The sequence below is a fragment of the Arsenophonus sp. ENCA genome (assembly GCF_002287155.1).
GTDB lineage: Bacteria > Pseudomonadota > Gammaproteobacteria > Enterobacterales > Enterobacteriaceae > Arsenophonus > Arsenophonus nilaparvatae.
The window spans coordinates 1-3,368 of the sequence record NZ_NHNG01000754.1 but is presented as its reverse complement, the minus strand read 5'-3'; the positions used below and the strand labels follow the sequence as shown (position 1 = coordinate 3,368).

2 protein-coding genes are annotated in these 3,368 nt (G+C 41.3%); both read left to right on the top strand.

The annotated features are described in order from the left end of the window. The first annotated feature begins 316 nt into the window (after positions 1-316). Positions 317-1,207 carry a type IV secretion system DNA-binding domain-containing protein gene (locus CBG25_RS19565; protein ID WP_290608736.1) on the top strand — a complete coding sequence of 297 codons (891 nt, stop codon included), beginning with the start codon at positions 317-319 and terminating at the stop codon, positions 1,205-1,207. 3 nt (positions 1,208-1,210) lie between these two features. Further along, the coding region (gene mobF / locus CBG25_RS19560; RefSeq protein WP_290608734.1) for a MobF family relaxase at positions 1,211-3,368 on the top strand (2,158 nt) is incomplete at its 3' end.

The window sequence follows — 3,368 nt, the reverse complement described above, 5'->3', positions numbered from 1 at the left end:
TACTCCTCAACGCTAATTTCTTCCAATCGAGGCGATTTGTAAAAACAGCAATTAGCACCGTCAGTTTCAAAGATATGTTGAGAAGCCAATTTCTTGGCAGCAATTTTCGTTTCAGATTCGATATATACACGAGTTTCGCACAGGCATATAAAATTCTAAAAATGGCTTAAAAGCAATGATTAATCTGCAAGTTACTAAAAAACATAAATTTTCTTAAATTACAATAAGTTGTATTTGATTTATAAGGTTTTGACTATTTATATATCATGCTGAATTAAACTTAAAAATAGAGCGTTTTTTTATTGGTGCGAAACTCGTGATCTCCAGTGATGGTCGCTTACATACTGCCTTAAAGCCGTTAATCAGCACCTGGCTCAATCTCACCATGCAATCGGTACTGGCGTTAACACCGAGCAGAGAAAGTCGTATCTGGACAGTGTTAGATGAGTTGCCAAGTCTTCATAAGCTGCCGGTCATTAGCGATTATCTCTCCGAAGCACGTAAATTTGGTGGCGCAACCCTTATCGGTATTCAAAACTTCTCGCAACTGGAAGCGAACTATGGCGCTCATGACGCTCGCAATATATGGGATTTGGCGAATACCAGCCTGTATTTCCGTGCCCCCAGTGGCAGTGTGGCGGAGTGGGTACAAAAAGAACTGGGCGAAACCCGTTTACTGAAATTTCGTGACCAGTATAGCTATGGGGTGGATACTATTCGTGATGGTGTGAACTTTTCCAAAGAAGATACCCGTGAAAAAATTGTCAGCTTCTCTGATATTCAGAATCTGGATGATTTAGAGTGCTTTGTCTCGCTCCGCGGGAATGTGCCGATTGTCAAACTCACGCTGGAACACAAGCAATATGAAACGATTGCCGCAGGGAAAATTGAGCGCGATGTATCCGCGATTTTTGATAATCAGATTGAGCAGGAACTGAATAAATCGGGAATTGAAAATAAAGTGGATAAATTGGTCACCGGTCGGCGTAATCAATCAAACCAAAGCAATGAAAATCAGACCAACAACCCACAGACGATGGAAATAACACCTCCTGAACCTTCTCATTATGTTGAACCGGTTAATTATTATGGCACCGCAAAAACCGGCAAACCGGTATTAGAAGCAGAAGAGAATAACTTGGATAACCCAGCACAGGAGACAAACAACAACCTAAAACATGAAAAAAGCACAGAAAAGGAGATTTAGCTTATGCTGTCGGTCAAAAATCTCACCAGTGGTGGCGCTTCCGCCAGTGCCAACTATTATGAAGAAAAGGATAACTATTACTTTGTCGGTGAAGAAGGCACTGTGTGGTTTGGTAAAGGCGCTGAGCGGTTAGGATTAACCGGCACGGTGGATAGAAACACCTTTGAGCAGATGCTGGAAGGGAAACTACCGGATGGTACGCAGTTAAGCTTTAATAAAACGGGTAAGAATCAGCATCGACCAGGCTATGATTTAACCTTTTCCGCGCCCAAAAGTGTTTCGGTATTAGCCTTGGTTGAAGGCAATACTGCGGTGCTTGACGCACATAAACAAGCGGCGGCATCAGCCCTCAAAGAGATTGAAAGTGTAACCTCAACCCGCACAATGACAAAAGGGGTCACACAAACGGAAATGACCGGCAATACAATTGCTGCCCTTTTTATGCATACCACTAATCGCAATCTCGACCCTAATTTACATACGCATGCCTTGTTAATCAATGCTACCTGGTCAGATAAAAGAGGATGGAAAACACTGTCATCGGATAAAATCAACCGCAATGGATTTAACGAAATTATCCGCGATTTACAGATTACTTTTGGGTCTATTTATCGCCAACACCTAAAAGAAAGTTTGCAGAAACAAGGTTATTCGTTTATTTCAACCGGAAAAAATGGCTTATGGGAAATAGAAGGCGTGCCAACCGAACCTTTTTCATCCAGGCACAAAGAGGTTGTCGAGGCGGTAGGCGAAACCGCTTCCGCTAAACAAAAGAGTGCCGCTGTGTTAGCGACCCGTAAGGCAAAAACCTTTACCAATATTGAGACACTCCATAAAGAATGGCAAGCGGTGCTCGCAAAAACCGGTTATTCAGCGGATAAAGTGAAAAAAGCAGAAACTATCAACCCATCAACGCCAGAAGTTAACCTTAAAGAGGCCATCCAGCAATCGATTAAGGTACTATCGGATAAAAACACCCGATTTTCCTATGATGCATTATTAACCCATGTCATTAATCGCCTTCCTTGCCAGACGAAAGTATTAGAAACATTACGCAAGGAAATTAACAAGGAGATTAAACAGGGAAATCTCGTACCACTTAATTCAGAAAGCACGCTGTTAACCACAGAAAACCATCTTAAACAGGAAAATGCGGTCAGCACGTTAATTCATCAGTTGCGGTACAGTAAACATGAATTAACAACAACACAAGAAAGCGCGTTAGCAAAAAATATTACCCAAAACAATGTCAGATTTAATCTGGTTAATCTTAAAGGCGGGTTTGCCCATGAAATTCAGGTTATCGAGGAACTTCATGGCTTGGCCAAAGAAAATAAGTTAAATACCGTGATTATCACACCGAATAAAAAAATCAGTGATAAATTACAGGAACAGGTCAATAAGAAAGTAAAAACCATCAGCATTGATGACTATTTAAATGACACACAGAAAAATAACAATAAACGGCAATTAATCGGGATTTACCAGTCTGAACACTTACCCCTTAACAAAGTTGCAGCATTACTCAGTCGTTCATATACCGAGGACGACACGATTATTGCATTAGATAGCGCCAGCCGTAAAAACAAAGGGCTGACGAGTGAAATCGCCCGTGCACTCGGCGCTGAACCGATTAACGCCTTTGAATCGAATGCCGATAAACATCTCTATTTTATCCCTGACCAGGACAAAACGAGCAGAATACAGACCGCCGCTAATCATTTTGCTAACTTTTATGCTTTAAATAAGGATGTCATCATTCAGGCAGGAAATAACCCAACAAAAGAAGCAATAACAACCAAAACCCGTGATATTTTAATCGAAAAAGGATTGCTGTCTGAAAATAAGATGAGGGTGACCACCAAAAAATCGATATTTTTAGATGCAGCCAACCGCAATCAGCGTAATACCTATAACATCGGCATGATACTTGAGCGCACCACAGAAAATGAACGGCAGCAGTATCAGATAAAAAGCATCAGCAAACAAAGCAATAAACTCTTATTACAAGACCGATTCGGCAACACCTCCGCCCTTTCAATTAATAAAATCGATAGTCACTATCGTCTCTTTAAAGTGCAAGAGATGGAACTGCGAGAAGGTGATAGAGTGAAATCAACCGGTGTGTTTGGCCAAAATATCCAGGCGGGAAAAACCTTTA